Source organism: Acuticoccus mangrovi (genome assembly GCF_016411865.1).
In the GTDB taxonomy this organism is placed as follows: Bacteria; Pseudomonadota; Alphaproteobacteria; order Rhizobiales; family Amorphaceae; genus Acuticoccus; species Acuticoccus mangrovi.
In genome coordinates this window covers 113,210-132,716 of the sequence record NZ_JAEKJA010000010.1, presented here as the reverse complement: position 1 = coordinate 132,716, position 19,507 = coordinate 113,210, and the positions used below count along the sequence as shown (strand labels likewise).

19 protein-coding genes are annotated in these 19,507 nt (G+C 70.6%); 6 read left to right on the top strand and 13 right to left on the bottom strand.

Annotated elements, in window-relative coordinates:
* Window positions 1-16: 16 nt before the first annotated feature.
* On the bottom strand, window positions 17-895 hold the full coding sequence (locus JCR33_RS13310; RefSeq protein ID WP_198882572.1) for a class I SAM-dependent methyltransferase: 879 nt from the start codon (window positions 893-895) through the stop codon (window positions 17-19).
* Between the two features lie 54 nt (window positions 896-949).
* Window positions 950-1,669: a ribonuclease HII gene (locus JCR33_RS13305; protein WP_232372556.1), complete on the bottom strand. Its 720-nt coding sequence runs from the start codon at window positions 1,667-1,669 to the stop codon at window positions 950-952.
* Between the two features lie 173 nt (window positions 1,670-1,842).
* Between JCR33_RS13305 and JCR33_RS13300 the strand changes: the two genes are divergently transcribed.
* Window positions 1,843-2,958: a hypothetical protein gene (locus JCR33_RS13300; protein WP_211110275.1), complete on the top strand. Its 1,116-nt coding sequence runs from the start codon at window positions 1,843-1,845 to the stop codon at window positions 2,956-2,958.
* Between the two features lie 49 nt (window positions 2,959-3,007).
* On the opposite strand, the gene JCR33_RS13295 is transcribed toward JCR33_RS13300, so the two are convergent.
* From JCR33_RS13295 to JCR33_RS13285, 3 genes are all read right to left on the bottom strand, one after another.
* Complete coding sequence (locus JCR33_RS13295) at window positions 3,008-3,457, bottom strand: DNA polymerase III subunit chi (protein WP_198882570.1); 450 nt, start codon at window positions 3,455-3,457, stop codon at window positions 3,008-3,010.
* Between the two features lie 13 nt (window positions 3,458-3,470).
* Window positions 3,471-4,079, bottom strand: coding sequence for a glutathione S-transferase family protein (locus tag JCR33_RS13290; RefSeq protein ID WP_198882569.1), 609 nt, complete (start codon window positions 4,077-4,079; stop codon window positions 3,471-3,473).
* A 113-nt stretch (window positions 4,080-4,192) separates the two neighbouring features.
* Window positions 4,193-5,719: a leucyl aminopeptidase gene (locus JCR33_RS13285; RefSeq protein ID WP_198882568.1), complete on the bottom strand. Its 1,527-nt coding sequence runs from the start codon at window positions 5,717-5,719 to the stop codon at window positions 4,193-4,195.
* 291 nt (window positions 5,720-6,010) lie between these two features.
* Here JCR33_RS13285 and lptF point away from each other — a divergent pair, with 291 nt between their 5' ends.
* From lptF to rsmA, 5 genes are all read left to right on the top strand, one after another.
* Window positions 6,011-7,177, top strand: a complete 1,167-nt coding sequence (lptF, locus tag JCR33_RS13280; protein WP_198882567.1) for an LPS export ABC transporter permease LptF — start codon at window positions 6,011-6,013, stop codon at window positions 7,175-7,177.
* Entirely contained in the window at window positions 7,177-8,277 is a 1,101-nt protein-coding gene (lptG, locus tag JCR33_RS13275) for an LPS export ABC transporter permease LptG (protein ID WP_211110274.1), read from the top strand. The genes lptF and lptG overlap by 1 nt, the downstream gene beginning before the upstream one ends.
* Window positions 8,277-10,601, top strand: coding sequence for an LPS-assembly protein LptD (locus JCR33_RS13270; RefSeq protein WP_198882565.1), 2,325 nt, complete (start codon window positions 8,277-8,279; stop codon window positions 10,599-10,601). The genes lptG and JCR33_RS13270 overlap by 1 nt, the downstream gene beginning before the upstream one ends.
* A 125-nt stretch (window positions 10,602-10,726) precedes the next feature.
* The gene (locus JCR33_RS13265) at window positions 10,727-11,644 is read left to right on the top strand and encodes a SurA N-terminal domain-containing protein (RefSeq protein WP_198882564.1); all 918 of its coding nucleotides are present in this window, start codon (window positions 10,727-10,729) and stop codon (window positions 11,642-11,644) included.
* A gap of 2 nt (window positions 11,645-11,646) precedes the next feature.
* Window positions 11,647-12,564: a 16S rRNA (adenine(1518)-N(6)/adenine(1519)-N(6))-dimethyltransferase RsmA gene (gene rsmA / locus JCR33_RS13260; RefSeq protein ID WP_332461185.1), complete on the top strand. Its 918-nt coding sequence runs from the start codon at window positions 11,647-11,649 to the stop codon at window positions 12,562-12,564.
* On the opposite strand, the gene JCR33_RS13255 is transcribed toward rsmA, so the two are convergent.
* The 8 genes from JCR33_RS13255 to fabD all read right to left on the bottom strand — a co-directional run bounded on the left by JCR33_RS13255 (window position 12,541) and on the right by fabD (window position 19,365).
* Window positions 12,541-13,152 carry a LysE family translocator gene (locus JCR33_RS13255; RefSeq protein ID WP_198882563.1) on the bottom strand — a complete coding sequence of 204 codons (612 nt, stop codon included), beginning with the start codon at window positions 13,150-13,152 and terminating at the stop codon, window positions 12,541-12,543. The genes rsmA and JCR33_RS13255 overlap by 24 nt on opposite strands.
* 69 nt (window positions 13,153-13,221) lie before the next feature.
* Window positions 13,222-13,863, bottom strand: a complete 642-nt coding sequence (gene gmk / locus JCR33_RS13250; protein ID WP_198882562.1) for a guanylate kinase — start codon at window positions 13,861-13,863, stop codon at window positions 13,222-13,224.
* A complete protein-coding gene (locus tag JCR33_RS13245; protein WP_332461184.1) occupies window positions 13,860-14,744 on the bottom strand; it encodes a YicC/YloC family endoribonuclease in 885 nt (294 codons plus the stop codon). Before JCR33_RS13245 ends, gmk begins: the two co-directional genes overlap by 4 nt.
* Window positions 14,745-14,749: 5 nt before the next feature.
* Window positions 14,750-15,940: an endolytic transglycosylase MltG gene (gene mltG, locus JCR33_RS13240; protein ID WP_211110273.1), complete on the bottom strand. Its 1,191-nt coding sequence runs from the start codon at window positions 15,938-15,940 to the stop codon at window positions 14,750-14,752.
* A gap of 14 nt (window positions 15,941-15,954) precedes the next feature.
* The gene (gene fabF / locus JCR33_RS13235) at window positions 15,955-17,211 is read right to left on the bottom strand and encodes a beta-ketoacyl-ACP synthase II (RefSeq protein ID WP_198882685.1); all 1,257 of its coding nucleotides are present in this window, start codon (window positions 17,209-17,211) and stop codon (window positions 15,955-15,957) included.
* Between the two features lie 47 nt (window positions 17,212-17,258).
* Window positions 17,259-17,498 (bottom strand): acyl carrier protein, encoded by a 240-nt coding sequence (locus tag JCR33_RS13230; RefSeq protein ID WP_198882561.1) that lies wholly within the window; start codon window positions 17,496-17,498, stop codon window positions 17,259-17,261.
* 170 nt (window positions 17,499-17,668) lie between these two features.
* Window positions 17,669-18,403 carry a 3-oxoacyl-[acyl-carrier-protein] reductase gene (gene fabG / locus JCR33_RS13225; protein WP_198882560.1) on the bottom strand — a complete coding sequence of 245 codons (735 nt, stop codon included), beginning with the start codon at window positions 18,401-18,403 and terminating at the stop codon, window positions 17,669-17,671.
* Window positions 18,404-18,405: 2 nt separating this feature from the next.
* Complete coding sequence (fabD, locus tag JCR33_RS13220) at window positions 18,406-19,365, bottom strand: ACP S-malonyltransferase (protein WP_198882559.1); 960 nt, start codon at window positions 19,363-19,365, stop codon at window positions 18,406-18,408.
* Window positions 19,366-19,507: the final 142 nt, after the last annotated feature.

The following is a 19,507-nucleotide window of genomic DNA, read 5'->3' as shown; positions in this document are numbered from 1 at the left end:
GGAGCGGGCCGGCGCGTCAGCTGGGCCGGCGGGCGGTGTAGAGATTGAGGGCGGCCGGGATCCTGACCGCGCCGTCGACCTCGTAGGCGCGGAGAGCCTCGGTGAGCGAGGCTTCGATCGCCGCCGCATCCTCGGCGCCGGCCTCGTAGAGGCGGAGGGCGCGGGCCGCCGGCCCGATCTGGCCCGCCGTGCGCGCGACGGCGGCGGCGTCGCCCGGCGGCGTCAGCATCGGCGCAATGGCGCGGCCCTCGACCTCGCCGAACCCGGCCGCGCGCAGGATCGCGACGACGCGAGAAATGTCCTGAAAGGCCATCGGCCCGGGGGCGTTCGGATCCCCGGCCGGCAAAGGGCCGAGCCGGGCGACGGCGATCTCGCGCGGCAGGCTGAACCAGGGATTGTCGGCGAGCGCCGCCCAGGTCACGAAGGCGATCCGGCCGCCGGGGCGCAGCGCGCCGAGAAGATTGCCGAAGGCGGCGACGGGATTCTCGAAGAACATCACGCCGAAGCGGGAGATCGCCACGTCGCAGGCAGCCGCCTCGAAGGCGTGGGTCTGCGCGTCGGCGAGCACGAAGCGGGCGTTGGCGAGGCCGGCGGCGCGCGCCCTCTCGCTCGCCCGCTCCAGCATCGGGGTCGAGACGTCGATGCCCGTGACGGACCCCGACGAGGCCGCCTCCGCCGCCATCAGCGTGCTCGCACCGGTGCCGCAGCCGACGTCGAGCACCACGTCGCCCGCCTCGATTGCCGCCGCCTCGATGAGGGCGGCGAGCGGATCGGCGAGGGCCGCGTCGAGCGCCCTCTCCTGTTCGACCCACTTGCGGCCCGACGCCGAGTTCCAGAACTCGGCCTCGGCGGCATTGGCGATCGGCTCGTGAGGATTGTCGAAGGCTTCGGTCATCGTCCGGATCTCCGCCACATGGGCTTGCTCTTCACCTATGGCACAAGTGGCGCGTCAGGCGGCGGCTTCGCGCTCGGCGCTCGCGTGCGCCTCGAGCGCGGCCCGCACCGGGGCGAAGCTGCGGCGATGGTGGATCGAGGCGCCGAGGGCGGCGAGCGCGGCGCGATGCTCGGCCGTCGCGTAACCCTTGTGCCGCTCGAAGCCGTAGCCGGGGCACGAGAGGGCGAGCCGCGTCATCAGCCTGTCGCGGGTGACCTTGGCGACGATGGAGGCCGCGCCGATCGCGGTGGAGCGGGCATCGCCGTCGACGAGGGCGCGGCACTTGGTGACGACCCCCGGCGGCAGGTCCCGCCCGTCGATCAGCGCCACGGTCGGCGCCTGCGGCAGCGCGGCGATGGCGCGGCGCATGCCCCACAACGTCGCCATGCGGATGTTCATGGCGTCGATGCGGGCCGCGCCCACCACCACCGTCGACACCATCGCCTCGCGCACGATGATCTCGAACAGCCTCTCGCGCACCGCTGGCGACAGGACCTTGGAATCGGCGATGCCGTCGATCCGGTGATCCCGTGGCAGGATCACCGCGGCCACCACCACCGGCCCGGCGAGCGGGCCCCGCCCCGCCTCGTCCACACCGCACACGGCCTGCCGAAACGGGCTCGGGTGACGGGGCATCGCGCTTCTCCTGTCCGCGGGCAGCACCGGCAGCGCTGCCCGATCGTCCGCGATCGACGTCGGCATCACCGGCGAATCGCCAACACCAAAGGCCGCCATTGAGCCCTCCTCGGCCGGGCCGCGCCAGTCGTCGGAGGCCTTTTCCACGACCCGCGGTGCCACGGCGCCACCCACTGTTGAAAACGAGCCAAAGCCTTTGCGTGGCGGAAATGCGGCGCGTCCAATTCCTCAAATCAAGGGCGCCGGCGATTTGATTCGGCAGCGCCCCCGGGATGACAGAGGACCCGCCGGAGGGGATGCCGATGCTCAGATCGAGTTCTTATCGCAGCGCCTATGGCTCCTTCGCCGGCGAGAGCGACGCGTGGGGCCCACCCCGCACCATGGAGCCCGCCGGATGGCGCCCCTCCTACGCCGACCGGCCGCCGGTCGAGCCCGCGCGCCGGCCCTATTACGCCGCGAGCGAGCGTCCGCCCCTTCGCCAGAGCGCCGACGCGACGCTGGAGGACTTCCGCAACCTCGCCCGCGTCATCGAGAGCCGTCGCCAGGGCATCGGCACCGCGCCCCCGAGCCGCTCCAACGTCAGCCTCTATCACACCACCGAGCCGCCGCGCGACACGCGCTATCTGCGGGATGAGAGCGGCCGCGACTGGCGCGCCTCCCGGCCGGCCGACGAGCGGCCGGCGAGCACCCGCGCCACGGACTATCGCCGCGAGGACGTCCGCCACGGCGAGCCGCGCTCCGCGACGGACTGGCGGAGCGAGCGGCGACCGAGCGACACGTGGCGCAGCGACAGCTGGCGGAACGACGCTCGGCTCGGCGACCCGCGACGAAGCGAGACGTGGCGCGGCGACGCCCGCCCCGGCGCGCCGTCCTACCCGGAGCGCCCGGCCGAGCCGCAACGCTACGCGTACGCCGACGACACGGCCTCGCGGCGCGCGGAGAGCGGCGTGCGGCGCAGCGAGCGCCGCTCCGGCGCGGCGAGCTGGCTCGACGACGTCCGCCAGCGCGAGACGCGGCCGGCGGAGCCCGCGCGCCCTCCCGTCGATCCGATGAGCGGACCAACGGCGGAACTCGCCCGCGAGCTCGCCCACCTCGCCGACAAGGCCGACGTGAGCCGGCTCGAAGAGATGCTCGGCGCGATCCTCCACCGCCTCGGCAACCTCGAGGAGCGGCCGGCACGCAGCAGGCCGACGACGTCGCGCCCTGCCTCGCCCCGCCCTGCCCCGACGCGGGTGTCGCCCTCGCGCGCGCTCGGCGGATCGGAGACGGACGGCTCGGTGCCGACGCGACGCCTCACCGGTGTGCCCCGCCCCGCGCCGCAGGCCGAAACGACGCGGCCGACCCGGCCAGCCCCCCGCGCCGCCCCCGCCCGCCGCCTCTGGGAATAGACGAAGCCGCCGCAGGGACTACGGGCAGTCGCCGGCACCGGCGGCGCGATCAGCCCTTCTGCTCCCAGCGACCGGCGGCGCTCTGCTGCCAGTAGGTGCAGGCGTGGCCGGCGGCCTTCAGCGGCTTCCACAGGCGGCGCGCCGAGGCCACCGCCACTTCGTCGTCGGCCGAGAACAGCAGCACCACGCGCGCATAGTCCTCCACCCGCGTCGGCTCGGCGCGGTCGCCCAAGAAGCGGACTTCGGCGCCGTTGGGGTTGTCCTCGCCCGTCGTGAGCCACACGGGCTGATGCGCGGCGTTGCCGTCGCGTATCGACCCGTGCGGCAGGAAGCTGTCGTCGCGGTAGGTCCACAGGTGCCGATCGAGGGCGTCGAGACGCTCCTCGTCGGTGAGCTGCACCACCGCCCGCCAGTCGCGCGCCAACGTCTTTTCCAGGAGCGTCGGCAGAACGTCTTCCAACGTCTGCCGTTCGAGGTGGTAGAACAGCACCTCGCTCATCGCTCCTCGCGCCTCAGGAGGCCTTGGTGGCGACGAAGGACGGGCGCGCCGCGATCGGCTCCAGCCAGGCGACGAGCGTCGGATAGCGCGAGCGCCAGCCATAGTCGTCGAAGCGGAAGTCGAGGTAGAGGAGCAGCACGGCGAGGGAGATGTCGGCGATGGTGAGACGGCCGCCGGAGGTCGGCGGCGTCGCCTCGAACATCGTCAGCGCGGCGCCGACCCGGTCGAACTGGTCCTCGATCCACTTGTCCCAGCGCAGCTCCGGCGGGCGCACGGCGATCTCGTAGCGGGAGGCGACGCAGCACTCGGTGGCGCCGCGCGCGATGGCGTAGCGCGTCATCACATCGAAGTGGCTCGGCTGCCCCTGCGCGAAGAGGGCGGTGTCGCCGACGCGGGCGGCGAGATATTCCGCGATCACCGGCGAATCGACGATGAGCTTCCCTTCCTCGGTGACGAGTGCCGGGATCTTCCGCAGCGGCGCGAACTGCTGGTACTCGAGGTTGGGATTGGTCGGCGCCACCTTGGTGGCGATGACCTCGATATCCTCATGCAACCCGAGTTCGTGGGCGACGACCTCGACGGTCCGGCCGAAGGGGGTCGCTGGCGTGGAGTAAAGCTTCATTCACCGCTCCTCTCGCCCGCGGCGCCGGAGCCGGCCCGCCCGGCAAGGGAACGAGCCGGACCGGCCGGAATGGATGGTGACCCGACGTGCCGCGCCCCGAGAACGCCGGCGCGTCAGGCCGCGGGACCGCGGGGCAGACTATCCGCACCCTCCTCATAGAAGTCGGCGACGAAGCGGTCCAGCAACCGGACGCCGAAGCCGGAGCCGAAGGTGCGCGACACCTCGTTCGAGGGCGCCCCCATGGCGGTGCCCGCGACGTCGAGATGGACCCACAGGCTGTCGCCGGCGAAGCGCTTCAGGAACTGGGCGGCGGTGATGGAGCCAGCCCACCGGCCGCCGGTGTTCTTCACGTCGGCGACCTTGGAATCGATCATCCCGTCGTAGTCCTTGCCGAGCGGCATGCGCCACACGAGGTCGCCCGTCGCCGCGCCCGCCTCAGAGAGCTGGGCGGCGACGGTGTCGTCGTCGGTGTAGAGGCCGGCATGGTAGTGGCCGAGCGCCACGATGATCGCGCCGGTCAGCGTCGCGAGATCGATCATCACGCGGGGGCTGAAGGTCTCGATCGTGTAGGTGAGGAGATCGGCGAGGACGAGGCGGCCTTCGGCGTCGGTGTTGATCACCTCGATGGTGGTGCCGGACTTCGCCGTGACGATGTCGCCCGGCCGCTGGGCGTTGCCGTCGGGCATGTTCTCCACGAGGCCGATGATGCCGACCGCGTTGACCTTCGCCTTGCGCGCCGCGAGGGCGTGCATGGTGCCGACGACGGCCGCCGCGCCGCCCATGTCGCCCTTCATGTCCTCCATGCCGCCGGCGGGCTTGATCGAGATGCCGCCGGTGTCGAACACCACGCCCTTGCCGACGAGAGCGACGGGCTTCACGTCGCCCGGCCCGCCCTTCCATTCCATGACGACCACGCGGGCCGGCCGCACCGAGCCTTGGGCGACGGCGAGGAGGGCGCGCATCTCGAGCCGCTCCAGCTCGGCCGGCTCCATCACCTTCACCTCCACACCGAGGTCGCGCAGGCGGCTCACCCGGTCGGCGAACTCCACCGGGCCGAGCACATTGGCCGGCTCGTTGACGAGGTTGCGCGCGAGCACCACCCCGTCCCCCACCGCCTGTGAGACGGCCCAGGCCGCCTCCGCCGCCGCCGTGTCGGCGACGCCCAGGGTCACGGTGCGCTCGAGGTCCGCGTCGTCCGACTTCTTCGATTTGTAGAGGTCGAAGGCGTAGCTGCGCAGCGTGATGCCGAGGGCGATGTCGGCGACCCGATCGGCGCCGAGGGGGCCCACGGGCGTCTCGGCGAACAGGGTGACGTCGCCGTTCGGCCCGCCCGGCAGCGCACCGGCCACGATGCCGCCCAGCTTGAAGTGGTCGAGCTCGGTGAGCTTGTCGGCCTCACCGAGGCCGACGACGAGCAGCGTCGCCACATCGAGGCCGCGGGGCATCACGAGGCTCATGGTGGAGAAGCGCTTGCCCTTGAAGCCCTGCGCCTCGGCCGCCGCGGTGATCAGGCCGCCGCTCGCCGCGTTCGCCTTCTCGGCGGCCGCGCCGAGCGCCACCCCATCGCCGGCGAAGACGACGAGCGTTCCGGCGGCGGGCAGATCGGCAGGAGCGAACTTGATGACGGGGCGCTTGGCCATGGCAACTTCCTTTCGCGAGCTCAACCCGCACCTAGACCCTTTCCGGGCGAGGGACAATCCGGGGACGACGATCGGGAGGACCGGGACGCCGATCGCCGATGGCGAGAACGTCGGGGCTCGCCCTCGGTTCGGTTTCGGTGGATAAGTCGCCCATCAACTGCGGCACGGATGACACGGCGGCAAGCTTTTGTTCACCGCGCTTGCAAGCGATTCTTCAACCCTGACGCCGCCTAGTGTAGGGCACAATGGCGGGGGCGAGTGCGCCCGTGGTTGCGAGTTCACGAGAGGTCCATGCCGCTGATCAACTGGTATATGTGTCGGCGGATCCTCACGCTGTTCCCGGCGGGGTTGTTCATCCTGACGGCCATCATCTGGTCGACCCAGGCCCTCCAGCGGCTCGATCTCGTCACCGCCAAGGGTCAGACGTTCGCCGTCTTCTTCGAGCTCACCCTGCTCGCCGTTCCCTTCCTCGCCACCCTCCTCGCCCCGATCGCCTTCGTCATCGCCATGGTCGCCGTCTACGATTCGCTCAACCGCGACAGCGAGCTCGTGGTCATCGGCGCGGCCGGCGCCGGGCGGCTGCGCCTCCTCGCCCCCGCCCTCTATGCCGCCGCGGTCTGTGCCGCCCTCGTCGCGGTCGGGGTGGTCTATCTCGCTCCCGTGGGCCTTGCGAAGGCGCGGGTGATGCTGACGGAGGTGCGCGCCGACGTCGTCACCTCGATCGTCCAGCCCGGCCGCTTCATCGAGATCGAGGACGGCCTCACGGTGCACATCCGCGACCGCCTCGCCGACGGCACGCTCGAAGGCCTTCTCCTCGACGACCGCCGGCGCGAGGATCTCCACATGACCTATCTCGCCGAGACCGGCCGCGTGGTGGAGGCGGAGGACAACACCCTCCTCGTCATGACCAACGGCAGCGTGCAGCGGATGGAGCGCCCCTCCGGCGAGCTCTCCGTCGTCGCCTTCGACGCCTACGCCTTCGACCTCACCGACCTCACGTCCGGCCCGACGACCACCACCTTCCGCCCCTCCGAGCGCACGCTTCTGGAGCTCTTGACCCCCGATCCGGACGACACTTATCGCGCCGAGCGGGAGGCCCGCTTCGAGATCGAGCTGCACGACCGCCTGTCGCAGCCGCTGGCACCCTTCGTCTATGCGCTCGTGGTCTTCCTGTTCGTGGGCGATCCGCGGATGCACCGGCAGAGCCGGCTCGCCGGGATCTTCGCCGCGGGTCTCGCGGTGGCGGCGGTGCGCGGCGCGACCTACGGCACGCTCCTCGCGGCGGAGAGCTCGCCGGGCCTCGCCCCCCTCGTCTACGTGTTCCTCCTCGCCGTCGGCGGCGGCGCGCTCTATCTCATCGTCACCGACCGCACGATCACCCTCCACGAGCGCGCGGCGGCCCATCTCGTGAAGCTCGCGGCCCGCCTCGTGGCCCATCCGGGCAAGGCCGCCGCATGATGGCGATCGGACCGGGCCCCATTCTCACCCGCTACCTGGCGCTCACCTTCATGCGCTGGATCGGCGGCTTCTTCCTCCTCGGCAGCGCCATCATCTTCCTCGCCGATGCGGTGGAGCTGATCCGCCGCTCCGTCGACCGGACGAGCTTCGACGCCCTCGAGGCCGTCGCCGCCTCGTTCTACAAGACCCCCTCGCTCACCGAGGAGTTCCTGCCGTTCGCCGTGCTGTTCGGCTCGATCGCCGCCTTCATGGCCCTGAACCGGCGGCTGGAACTCTCCGTGATGCGGGCGGCCGGCATCTCGGCCTGGCAGTTCATCTGGCCGGCGGCGATGGTGGTGATCGCCATCGGCGCCTTCGCCACCACGCTCTACAATCCGATCTCCGCCGCCGCCCGCGAGCGCTCCGAGGAGCTGAGCGCGCGCGTTCTCGGCAAGGAGGCGCGGATGCTCACCGGCGGCTCCCATTCCGTCTGGTTCCGCCAGGAGGGCCCCGACGGCGGCTCGATCATGCATGCCGCCGCCGCGAGCTCGGACGGGCTCACCCTCTTCACCGTCGAGGCCCACCTCTTCGACCGGCACGACCGCTTCACCGGCCGCATCGAGGCCGACGAGGCGACGCTCGGCGACAACGCCTGGCACCTCGTCAACGTCACGCGCTACGATGCCGACGGCAAGCGCAGCGTCGAGCCGACGGCGACGGTGCCGACCGCCCTCACCGCGGTGGAGGTGCGCGAGGCGGTGGCCCGGCCCGACGCCATCTCCTTCTGGCGGCTGCCCGACGCGATCGCCCTCGCCGAGCGCGCCGGGCTGCCGACCCACCGCTTCGCCATGCAGTACCAGGTGCTCCTCGCCCGCCCGCTCCTCCTCCTCGCGATGGTGATGATCGCCGCCAGCGTGTCGCTGCGCCTGATGCGGCTCGGCGGCATGACCCAGGCGATCACCGGCGGCGTCGTCGCCGGCTTCGCCCTCTATGTCGGTTCCGCCGTCGCCTCCGATCTCGGCGAAGCCGGTGCCGTGCCGCCGGTGCTCGCCGCCTGGCTCCCGGGGCTCGCCGCCGCCCTCTTCGGCGTCTCCGCCCTCCTCTACAGCGAGGACGGCTGATGCGGCGCCGTCTCGCCTTCCTCGCGCTCGCGATCGCGCTGCTCGTCATGCCCGGCGTGGCCTCGGCGCAGTTCTTCAGCACGGTGACCGAGCCCGACCCCGACGCCAAGATGCTGCTCGAGGCCGATACCCTCGTCTACAACGTGCGCACCAAGAAGGTGACGGCGCTCGGCAACGTCTACATCCACTATCGCGGCTACCAGCTGTTCGCCTCGGAGGTGAGCTACGACGAGACCTCCAAGCGCCTCAGCGCCTCGCGCGGGGTGCGGCTGGAGGAGCCGGAAGGCAACGTCATCATCGCCCGCGATCTGGAGCTCAACGAGGACCTCTCGCGCGGCTTCGCCAACGGTCTCCGAGCCGACACCATCTACCGCACCCGCCTCGCCGCCAACCGCGCCGAGCGGGTCAGCGAGGACGTCACCATCTTCGAGGAGGCCGGCTACACGGCCTGCTGGTCATGCCGCAAGCGGCCCGACCAGCCGCCCTCCTGGGCGATCAAGGCACGCCGCGTGGTGCACAACGACAGCGAGCACACCCTTCGCTTCGAGGAGCCGCGCTTCGACGCGTTCGGCTCCACCGTCGCGGTGCTCCCCTCGTTCACCATTCCGGACCCGACGGTGAAGCGGAAGTCGGGCTTCCTGACGCCGACGGCGGTCTACTCCAACCTCCTGGGCTTCGGCGTTCGCGCCCCCTACTTCCAGACGCTCGGCCCCTCCGCCGACGTGACGATGGCGCTCACCCCGCTCAGCCGGCAGGGCCTCTTCAGCGACATCGAATACCGCCAGCGCACCGCCTCCGGCTCCTTCGGCGTGCGGGCCTCCGGCATCTACCAGCTCGACCCGGACGCGTTCGACGGTTCCTCCGGCGATCGGCTCTTCCGCGGCGCGATCTCCACCCAGGGCAACTTCTACCTCAACCCGATGTGGCAGTGGGGGTGGGAGAGCACCGTCTCCACCGACCGCCGCTATCTGTCGGACTACAAGCAGTCGACCGGCGACAATCTGACGGCGCCGACCAACATCTACCTCAAGGGCCTCGGCGAGAGGAACTACTTCGAGGCGAGCTTCTGGGCCTTCCGCATCCTGCAGGACGACTACGTGTCGAACGAGGTGCTGAACCCGCCCTCCCCCTTCACCGGCGTCGGCCAGCGCCTTCAGGGCAAGCAGGCCTACGTCCACCCCGCCATCGACTATGACGGGGTGGTCGACCGCGCCGTCTTCGGCGGCGAGCTGTCCTACAAGTTCAACGTGATCTCGCTGTCGCGGCAGGAGACCGACGCGTTCGGCGCGCTGGTCGACGGCGTCGACACCGCCCGCTTCCGCGGCGTCGAGGGCACCTACACCCGGGCGAGCGCGGAGGTCGCCTGGCGCCGGCGCCTGTTCGCCCCGCTCGGCCAGGTGCTCACCCCCTCCGCCGGCATCCGCGGCGACCTCTACGCCATCAACAACCGCGACCCCAACGTGACGCAGCTCGATGACGGGTTCGCCGGTCGCGTCATGCCTTATGTGGGCATCTCCTATCGCTGGCCGTGGCTGATCTCCGCCCGCTGGGGCACCCAGACCATCGAGCCCATCGCCGAGATCTACGCTCGTCCCAACGAGACCCACATCGGCAGCCTGCCCAACGACGACGCCCAGAGCGTGGTGTTCGACGACACCAACCTCTTCGGTCCCACCCGCTTTTCCGGCTACGACCGCGTCGAGGGCGGCGTGCGCTCCAACATCGGGCTGCGCTACACGCTGCAGACCTATTCGGGCGCCTTCCTGTCGACGACGTTCGGCCAGTCCTACCACCTCGCCGGCCGCAACTCCTATCGCGTGCCGGACATTCTCGATTCCACCGGCAACTCGGGCCTGACCTCCGACCGCTCCGACTTCGTGGGCGCCGTCTACCTCGACACCAATCAGGGCCTCGCGATGTCGGCCAAGGGCCGCTTCGACGACGAGGACTTCGATCTGCAGCGCGCCGAGCTGTCGGCTTCCGCGCGCGCCGGCCCGTTGTCCTCGCGCGTCGTCTACGCCTTCCTCGCCAAGCAGCCCGACCTCGGCGTGGTGGACGACCGCGAGGAGATCCACGGCTCGGCCTCGCTGCAGGTGCTGAAGCGCGTGCGCGTGTTCGGCCAGATGCGCTACGACCTGCAGGATCGCGACATCATCCGCACCGGCGTCGGCCTCGCCTACGACGACGATGCGCTGTCGATGTCCCTCGCCTTCTCCGAGGACCGCGGCGGCCTGCCCGAGGACCCCGTCGACCGGACCGTCTATTTCCGGATCGGCCTGCGCACGATCGGCGACGCGAGCACCTCCACGTCGCTTGATAATTGACGCTCTATGCGGCTAGAGCGTCAGCCGGCACCGCGGGACGGCGCGCTATCGCGCCACAGGTCTTGGTGGTGACCATGCCGGCAGGTGGCCTAAAGTGGTGCCACCGTGTGAGCCTGGAGTGTTTCATGAGACGATATTTTGCCCCACTCGCCGTCTTACTGGCGCTGTTCCTGTCCCCCGTGGTGCCTGCCGCCGCGCAGACCACGATCGTCGCCGTGGTCAACGGCAAGCCGATCACCAGCTACGACGTCTCACAGCGCCAGAAGCTGCTGCGCCTCACCGGCACCCGCAGCAACCTGCACCAGGTGGCTCTCGATGAGTTGATCGACGAGAAGGTGCAGCTCGAGGCCGCCCAGGCGGTGAACATCACGGCGAGCGACGCCGACATCGACCGCGCGATCGGCGAGATCGCCTCCCGCATCAAGATGTCGCCGAGCCAGCTCACCAAGGGCCTCGCCTCGCAAGGGGTGAACATCAGCACCCTGCGCGACCGACTGCGCGCGCAGATCGCCTTCAACCGCCTGGTGCGCGCCCGCTTCCAGTCGTCCCTGACGGTGAGCGAGCAGGATCTCGTCGCCGCCCTCCGGAAGGACGACAGCCTCGACAAGAAAATCGAGACTGCCGAATACAACCTCACCCAGGTGATGGTCGCGCTGCCCGAGAAGCCGTCGCCCCAGCGCCTCGCCGACGCCAAGCGGCGAGCCGCGGACGTCCGCGCGAAGTTCACCAACTGCCGCGACGGGCTCGCGATGGCGAAGAAGACGCGCGAGGTGGTGGTGCGCCCGTTCGGTCGCCGCACGGCCGCCGAGCTCACGCCCGACGCGCGCGCCGTGCTCGAGGACGTGCCCGTCGGGCGCCTTTCCGAGCCCATCGAGGTGCCGCGCGGGCTCGTCATGTTCGCCGTGTGCGACAAGAAGATCATCAAGTCGACCAACGCCGCCATGAAGGCGCTCGAGCCCGACATGAACAACGAGCGCGGCGAGGCGTTCGCCAAGCAGTATCTGCGTCAGCTCCGCCGCGACGCGGTGATCGAGCGCCGCTAGGGGTGACGGCGACGCCGGAGGGGATCGACGCGCTGCGGCGTCGCGTCGACGCGCTGCCGCCTCTGCGTGAGGTGCTGAGCGGTGGGCTGACCGCCAAGAAGTCGCTCGGCCAGCATTTCCTGTTCGACCTCAACCTCACCGACAAGATCGCCCGCGCGGCGCGGGTCGCGGGCGCGCCGCCCGACGCCCCGCTCGCCGGGGCGACGGTGGTGGAGGTCGGTCCCGGTCCGGGCGGGCTCACACGCTCCCTCCTCAAGGCCGGCGCCGAGGTCGTCGCAGTGGAAAAGGATGCGCGGGCCGCCGCCGTCCTGGCGCCGCTTCAGGAGGCGGCCGACGGGCGCCTCACGGTCCACATCGCCGATGCCCTCACCGCCGACTGGCGGGCGATCGCCCCCGAAGGCGCGGTGATCTGCGCCAACCTGCCCTATAACGTCGCAACGCCCCTGCTCGTCGGCTGGCTCACCGAGGGGCCGTGGCCGCCGTGGTGGGCGAGCGCCACCGTGATGGTGCAGCGCGAGGTGGCGGGCCGCATGGTCGGAGCCCCCGGCCGCGACGACTACGGCCGGCTCGGCGTGCTGACGGGCGTGCGCTGCCACGCGAGCGCGGTGTTCGACGTGCCGCCCACGGCGTTCGTGCCGCCCCCCAAGGTCTGGTCGACGGTGGTGCGCCTCGACCCCAAGCCCGAGGCCGCCGACACGCCGATCGGCGCGCTCAGCCGCGTCACGGCCGCCGCCTTCGGGCAGCGGCGCAAGATGCTGCGCTCGAGCCTCCGCTCCCTCGTGAGCGACCCCGAGGCGCTGCTCGGGGACGCCGGCATCGCGCCCACAGAGCGGGCGGAGCGGCTGGAGCTTCGGGATTTCGTTCGGCTCGCGGAGATCTACGCCGACCGCCTGGCGTCAGCGGTCGAACGCGAGGCGTGAACCGAAGGCGATGAAGATCGCGCCGGTGCAGAGGTCGATCACCCGCCGCGCCCGCGCGTAGGCGCTCGCGACGCGCGGATGGGTGAGCGAGGTGACCAGCGCGCCGTACCAGCTCGCCGAGATCGCCACCATCATCACGACGGCGATGGGGCCATGGCTCCAGTGGGCGCCCTCGGGCAGGGCGGCGGCGAACAGCGAGGCCACGAACACGGCCGACTTGGGGTTCGCGAGGTTGGTGACGAGCCCCAGCCTGTAGGCCGCCCAGGCGCCGAGCGGCGCCACCTGCCGCACGTCCGCCACCACCTGGCGGTTGCGGTTCCTCCACAGAAGCCGCACGCCGAGGAAGGCGATGTAGATGCCGCCGACGACCTTGAGCGCCGTGTAGGCGAACGGGGCGACCGCAAAGAGGGCGGTGATGCCGAGCCAGCCCGCGACACCCCATAGGGCCGTGCCCGTCAGGGTGCCCGCCACCGCCGCCAGCGCGACGGCCCGCGTCCCCGACAGGGCGCAACGCACCACGACGAGAAAGTTGGGCCCCGGCGTGACCGCCGCGACGAACCAGATCAGCGCTACGGTGAGAAGAAACATGCCAGGCGATCCGCGTCAGGAGGAGATGTGCGGATCAATAGCCCCGACGGAGCGCGCTGGCGAGATGCCTCAGAGCGCCTCGACGATGGTCTCGACGAAATTCTCCAGCCCCACCAGGCGGCGGCGCCGCAGCCGCTCGGCCATGAGGATGGCGTTGACCCCGGCGAGAGCCGTCTGCAGCTCCTCGTTCACCACCACGTAGTCGTAGTCGGCGTAGTGGGTCAGCTCGCCGCGGGCGTTGGTGAGGCGGCGCATGATTGTCGCCTCGTCGTCCTCCGCCCGGCGGATCAGACGATTCTTCAGCTCTGGGCCCGACGGCGGCAAGACGAAGATCGACACCAGATCGTCCGGCATCGCGGCGGCGATCTGCTCGGCGCCCTGCCAGTCGATGTCGAACAGCACGTCGCGGCCCTCCGACAACGCCTGCTCCACCGGGTCGCGCGGCGTGCCGTAGCAATTGCCGTGCACTTCCGCCCACTCGAGCAGCTCGCCGCGCTCGCGCATGCGGTCGAACTCGCGCTGGCTCACGAAGTGGTAGTGCACGCCGTCGACCTCGCTCGGCCGCCGGGTGCGCGTCGTGACCGAGATCGACAGCGAGAGCTGCGGGTCGCGCTCCAGGATGAGGCGCGAAATCGTGCTCTTGCCCGCGCCCGAGGGCGAGGACAGGACGATGAGGAGGCCGCGCCTCTTGTAGCCGACGGGCGTCGTCATTCGAGGTTCTGCACCTGTTCGCGCACCTGCTCCACCACCGCCTTGAGCTCCAGCCCCAGCGCCGTGATCGCATGGTGCGGCGCTTTGGAGCAGATGGTGTTGGTCTCGCGGTTGAACTCCTGGCAGAGGAAGTCGAGCTTGCGGCCGATGGGTCCGCCCTCGTCGAAGAGCTTGGTGGCTGCGGCGATGTGCGCCGCCAGTCGGTCGAGCTCCTCGCGCACGTCGGCGCGCGTCGCCATCAGCGCCGCCTCCTGGTGCAGCCGCTCCTGCGACAGGCCTTCGCGGTGGGCGACGAGGTCGTCGATCTGGCGCTCGAGCCGCTCCTTGATCGCCTCCAGGCTGCGCTCCGGATGGGCGTCGATCGCCGCCCGCAGGCGATCGATCTCGGCGAGCTGACCGCGGACCACCGGGACGATGTGCGCGCCCTCCTCCCGCCGCACCGCGGCGAGGGCCGCGACGAGCCGCTGCGCCTCTTCGACGACGATCGGCTCGACGGTGGCGGCCTCGTCGGTCACCTCGGTCTCGATGACGCCCTTGAGCGCCAGGAGGCCGTCGGCGCGCGGGGCGGCGACGGAGCCCGACGCGGCCATCGCCTGGATCGCGTCGAGGTAGGCGCCGAGCTGCCGCTCGTTGACGCTGTAGCGGGCGCTCACCGCCTCCCCGCTCTTCAGCGAGAGCGACAGGCCGACATTGCCGCGCCGGAAGGTGGCGGCGACGAGGCGGCGAAGCTCCGGTTCGACCCGCTCCAGTCCGTTGGGCAGGCGCACCCGCACGTCGAGCCCGCGCCCGTTCACCGAGCGCGCCTCGAACTGCCAGGCGACGCCGTCCTTCTCGCCTTCGAGGCTGGCGAAGCCGGTCATCGACTGGACGGGTTCGGCCACCTTGCTCACTCGGTCGTCGGGCCGCGGCGCTGCCGCTCGACCTCGCGCCAGCGCGCCACGTTCGCCTGATGCTGCTCGTAGGTCTGGGAAAAGACGTGACCGCCCGTCCCGTCGGCGACGAAGTAGAGCTCCGCCGTCTCCGCCGGGTGCGCCACCGCCTCGAGCGCCTCGCGTCCGGGATTGGCGATGGGACCGGGCGGCAGACCGGTGATCTGGTAGGTGTTGTAGGGGTTCTCCCGCTCCATGTCGGACCGGTAGAGGGTGCGGGGCTGGCTCCAGGCGTCGCCGCCATAGAGGCCGTAGAGGATCGTCGGATCGGACTGGAGACGCATCCGCCGCTTCAGGCGGTTGATGAAGACGCCGGCGATGCGCGCCCGCTCCGCGTCGACACCCGTCTCCTTCTCCACGATGGAGGCGAGGGTCACGAGCTCTTCCGGGCTCTGCAGGGGCAGGTTCGGGTCGCGGCCGGCCCATACTCTGGCCAACAGCTGGGCCTGCTCCAGCTGCATCGTGTCGATGAGACGCTGGCGGCTCATGCCGCGGGTGATGCGATAGGTCTCCGGCAGCAGCGAGCCTTCGGCCGGGATCTCGTTGATGCGCCCGACGAGGATCTCGTTCTCGTTGAGGCGCTGGACGATCTGGGCGGAGGTGAGGCCTTCGGCGAGCGTGATCGCGTGCTGCACCACGTCGCCGGCGACGATGCGCTGCATCACCTCCTTCATGGAGGCGCCGGCGGGGATCATATATTCGCCCGCCTGCATTTTGCCGGTCGTTCCGAGAACGTAGGCCGCCGCGATGAAGACGTAGCGGTTGGAGATGACGCCGCGCCCCTGAAGCCCCTCCGCGATATTCTCCATCGAGAAGCCCTGCTCGACGACGACGCCGGTGTCCTCGACGAGGGGGCCGCGCGCAAGGAAGGTGCGCTCGCCGAACACGAAGAGCGCGAGCCCGCCGACGAGCCCCAGCACCAGGAACAGCATGCCGAAGCTGAGCAGGATGACGAGCGGGTGGCGGGCCGCCCGCGAGCGGCGTCGGGATTTCGGCTTCTCGACCGGGCGGCGACGGCGGCGCCGGCCGTCGTCGACGAGGGGCTCCGGCCGACGTCGGCCGCCGCCCTCGCTTCCATTGTCGTCGGGATGGCGGCGGCGTGCCCGCCGGTCGCCTCCGTCGTCGTCGCCTCGCCGACCCTGCCGCACGAGCGCCTCCCCTGTCAGACCCGGCGGAAGACCAGCGATGCGTTGGTTCCGCCGAAGCCAAACGAATTGGACAACACCACGTCGATCGCCTTCTCCTGCGCCTGGTGGGGCACGAGATCGATGGCGGTAGAGACGGATGGATTGTCCAGATTGATCGTGGGTGGCGCCACATTGTCGCGGATCGCCAGCAGCGAGAAGATCGCCTCCACCGCCCCGGCCGCGCCGAGAAGATGGCCGGTCGCCGACTTGGTGGAACTCATGGTGAGCCCGCCGGCCGCATTGCCCATCACCCGATGCACGGCGTTGAGCTCGATCTCGTCGCCGAGCGGCGTGGAGGTGCCGTGGGCGTTCACGTAGTCGATCTCGTCGGGGTTGATCTTGGCCCGCTTCAGCGCCGCGGTCATGCAGCGGAAGGCGCCGTTGCCGTCACTCGCCGGGGCGGTGATGTGGTAGGCGTCGCCCGACAGGCCGTAGCCGATGATCTCGCCGTAGATGCGGGCGCCGCGGGCCTTGGCGTGCCCGTATTCCTCGAGCACCATCGCGCCGGCGCCCTCGCCGATGACGAAGCCGTCGCGATCCTTGTCGTAGGGGCGGGAGGCCTCGGTCGGGCGGTCGTTGAAGCCCGTCGACAGGGCGCGGCAGGCGGCAAAGCCCGCCAGCGCCAGCCGGCCGATGGACGCCTCGGCGCCGCCCGCCACCATCACGTCCGCATCGTCGAGGGCGATGAGGCGCGCCGCGTCGCCGATGGCGTGGGCGCCCGTGGAGCAGGCCGTGACCACCGCATGGTTCGGACCGCGGAAGCCATGACGGATCGACACGAAGCCCGAGGCCATGTTGATGAGCGCGCCCGGAATGAAGAAGGGCGACACGCGGCGCGGCCCCCTCTCCTCCAGCGCCTTCGCCGACCGCTCGATGGAGACGAGGCCGCCGATGCCGGAGCCGATGAGGACCCCCGTGCGGTCGAGCTCTTCCTCATCCACCGGCGCCCAGCCGGCGTCCGCGATCGCCTGATCCGCCGCCGCCGCGGCGAACAGGATGAACTCATCGAACTTGCGCTGGTCCTTCGGGTCCATTGCCGTGTCGGCGTCGAACTCGCCCTCGCCAGTCCCCCGCGGCACCTGGCAGGCGATGCGGGACGCCAGGTCTGACACCTCGCATCTCGTAACCGCGGACGCGCCGCTCTTTCCCTGAAGGATCGCGCTCCAGGAGGCGTCCACCCCGCTCCCGAGCGGATTGACGGTCCCCAGACCGGTCACCACGACGCGACGCACCATCACACTCCGTACAGCGATTGATCGTTGGAAATGGGAAGAGCGCCTCAGGAGGAGGCGTTCTTGTCCAGGAACTTGATGGCGTCGCCGACGGTGAGAATGGTCTCGGCCGCATCATCCGGAATCTCGACGCCGAACTCTTCCTCGAAGGCCATCACCAGCTCGACCGTGTCGAGCGAATCGGCACCGAGGTCGTCGATGAAGCTCGCCTCCTCGGTGACCTTCTCCTTCTCGACGCCGAGGTGCTCGACGACGATTTTCTTCACGCGGTCTGCGGTGTCGCTCATGGGTTGTCCTTCAGATCTTCAGCCAGGAAACTGGCTTGTTGGGTGATGTCGGTCGCGTTTGCAGCGCGTGACGGTCTTAGGGAAGCCGGATTCTAGCGGTTCCAAATTTGCGCTCGCCGGTATCACAACCCTTTGTGGTTTGGGAAGCGGCCGAACGGCGTCGGTCGGAATTAGAAGCCCATCGCCATACCGCCATTCACATGAAGTGTCTGCCCGGTCACGTATCCGGCCTCGGCGCTGGCAAGATAGATCACCGCCGCGGCGATGTCCTCTGGCGTGCCGAGCGTGCCGGCGGGGATGTCGGAGAGGATCTGCTCGCGCTGATCCTCGTTGAGAACGTCGGTCATCGGCGTGCCGATGAAGCCGGGCGCGACGAGGTTGACGGTGACGCCGCGGTTGGCGACCTCGCGGGCGATCGCCTTGGTGAGGCCGACGAGGCCGGCCTTCGCCGCGGCGTAGTTCGCCTGACCCGCGTTGCCGGTGGCGCCCACCACCGAGCCGATGTTGATGATGCGGCCGCCACGACGCTTCAGCATTCCGCGCATGAGCGCGCGCGAGAGGCGGAAGGCGGCGGTGAGGTTCACTTCGATCACCTTGTCGAAGTCGTCGTCCTTCATGCGCAGCATCAGCGTGTCGCGGGTGATGCCGGCGCAGTTGACGAGGATGTCCACCGGGCCGAGGGCGTCGGCCTCCTTGGCGAGGGCGTCGACGGCGGCGCGGTCGCCGAGATCGGCGGCGAGGGCGGCGTCGCAGCCGAGCCGCTCGCGCGCAGCCTCGGCGCGCTCCATCGTGGAGCCGGTGACGATGACTTTCGCGCCGCGCGCCTTGAGGCCGGCGGCGATCGCCCCACCGATACCTCCGGTCGCACCGGTGACGAGCGCGGTCTTGCCCGACAGGTCGAACATCATCAGGCTCCCTGTTGCGCGAAGCTGTGGGCGAAGGCGGCAACGTCCTCCGCCGTGTTGACGGTGACGCCTTTGAGGCCCGGGTCGATGCGCTTGGCAAGCCCCGTCAGCACCTTTCCCGCGCCGATTTCCACGGTGTGGGTGATGCCGTGGCCGGCGAAGGCGGCGACGGATTCGCGCCAGCGCACCCGGCCCGTCACCTGGGCGACGAGGCTCTCCTTGATGGCCGCCGGGTCGGTGAGCAGCGTCACCGAGACGTTGGCGAGGAGGGGAACGGCGGGGGCCGTCATCGCCACGGAGGCGAGCGCCTCGGCCATCGCCTCGGCCGCCGGCGCCATCAGCGCCGAATGGAACGGGGCGCTGACGGGAAGGAGCATCGGCCGGCGCGCGCCCTTTTCCTTGGCGATCTCCACCGCCCGGGCGACGGCGGCGGCGGTGCCCGATACCACGCACTGGCCGGGCGCGTTGTCGTTGGCGACGTCGCAGGTCTCGCCGCCCGTCGCCTCGCTCGCTTCGGCGGCGACGTCCTCGGCGGTCTCGAGGTCGAGGCCGAGGAGAGCGGCCATCGCCCCCTCGCCCGCCGGAACCGCCGCCTGCATCGCCTCGCCGCGCAGGCGCAGGAGGCGCGCCGCGCTGTCCACCGACAGCGCCCCGGCGGCGGCGAGCGCCGAATACTCGCCCAGCGAGTGGCCGGCGACGAGGCTCGCCCTGTCGATGGTGACGCCCTCGGCCTCGAGCGCCTTCATGGCGGCGAGGCTCACGGCCATCAGCGCCGGCTGGGCGTTGGCGGTCAGCCGGAGCGTCTCCTCCGGCCCTTCGAAGATCAGCCGGGACAGCGCCTCGCCGAGAGCCTCGTCCACCGCCTCGAACACGGCGCGGGCGGCCGGATAGGCGTCGTGGAGGGAGCGGCCCATGCCGACGGCCTGGCTGCCCTGGCCGGGAAAGGTAAACGCAAACGTCATCATCTGCCGTTAGTGTGAGCGGCCGAGGCCGCGGCGTGGGCGCAAAGACCACCAGCGCAATCGGCGCGTCAAGCCTCGCTGGAGGATAAATCGCACAACGCGGCGCCATCCCCGCTTGATCTTGAGGCAGGGCACGGCCTAT